The following is a 1095-nucleotide window of genomic DNA, read 5'->3' on the forward strand; positions in this document are numbered from 1 at the left end:
ATGCCTCTCATGGGGTTGACGGCTTGTCTGACCGCCGTGGGAGACCTCGTGTGAAAAAGAAGAAACCGCCATCCTCTGGTACCAAGGCACCTGACCAGATGTCGCCAGAAGAAATGGCGGAGGAGTTGGCCTATCTGCGAGCAGAGAACGCCTATCTAAAAAAGCTGAAAGCCTTGGCTCAGTCAAAACGATCAACCGAAGAGAAAAAACGTTGATCATCAATGAGCTAAGGCAAAGCCATGCGCTTGCTTACTTGCTGCGTGCAGCTGGCCTTGCGCGTAGCGTCTATTACTACTGGCGAAAAGTGCTTCAGCGCCCAGATGCTTATGTGTCCGAAAGACAGCTTATCCATCGTATCTTCCATGCCCACAAGGGGCGCTACGGCTATCGCCGCATGACGCTGGCCCTTCGGAGGGAAGGCTGTCATCTCAATCACAAGACCGTCCAGAAGTTGATGATACAGGCAGGACTAAAATCAACAGTGCGACCCAAGCGTTACCGGTCCTTCCGAGGTGACGAAGGTGGTCTCGCCGCCAACCGTCTACAGCGCCATTTCCGAGCAGACCGTCCGCATCAGAAGTGGGTAACAGATATTACAGAGTTCAACATTCGAGGGGAAAAGGTCTTCCTGTCACCGGTCATGGACCTCTATAACCGAGAAATCGTGGCATTCTCTATTGCCCGTACCCCTCGGCTGCCGATGGTCATGGCCATGCTGGGTAAAGCCTTGCAGCAGGTCAAAGATGCCGAAGGGCTGGTTCTTCATTCTGATCAGGGCTGGCAGTATCAGATGCCTGCCTATCACGCGGCGTTGACCGCTAGAGGAGCCGAGGTCAGCATGTCTCGTAGCGGGAACTGCCTGGACAATGCCGTCATCGAGAACTTCTTCGGCCTCTTGAAGAGTGAGTTCTTCCATGGCCAGAAATTTACTGGTGTAGAGAGGTTCATCAGGGAACTCCGGGCCTACATACGCTATTACAACCATGACCGCATCAAGGCCAACCTAAAAGGCCTGAGCCCTGTGGAATACAGGATCCAGGCCTTGGGGACCGCCACTACCTGAATCAACCCGTCCAACTATTGGGGGTCACTTCA

Annotated in this window: 1 protein-coding gene and 1 pseudogene; both read left to right on the top strand. The window is 53.7% G+C overall.

Annotated elements, in window-relative coordinates; all coding sequences use genetic code 11:
• Positions 1–215: pseudogene (locus tag L861_RS24670) on the top strand (IS3 family transposase); the annotation flags it as partial.
• Entirely contained in the window at positions 212–1063 is an 852-nt protein-coding gene (locus L861_RS06870; RefSeq protein ID WP_016414461.1) for an IS3 family transposase, read from the top strand. The pseudogene L861_RS24670 and the gene L861_RS06870, both read left to right, overlap by 4 nt.
• The last annotated feature ends 32 nt before the right edge of the window (positions 1064–1095 follow it).

It is taken from the genome of Litchfieldella anticariensis FP35 = DSM 16096 (assembly GCF_000409775.1).
In the GTDB taxonomy this organism is placed as follows: Bacteria; Pseudomonadota; Gammaproteobacteria; order Pseudomonadales; family Halomonadaceae; genus Litchfieldella; species Litchfieldella anticariensis.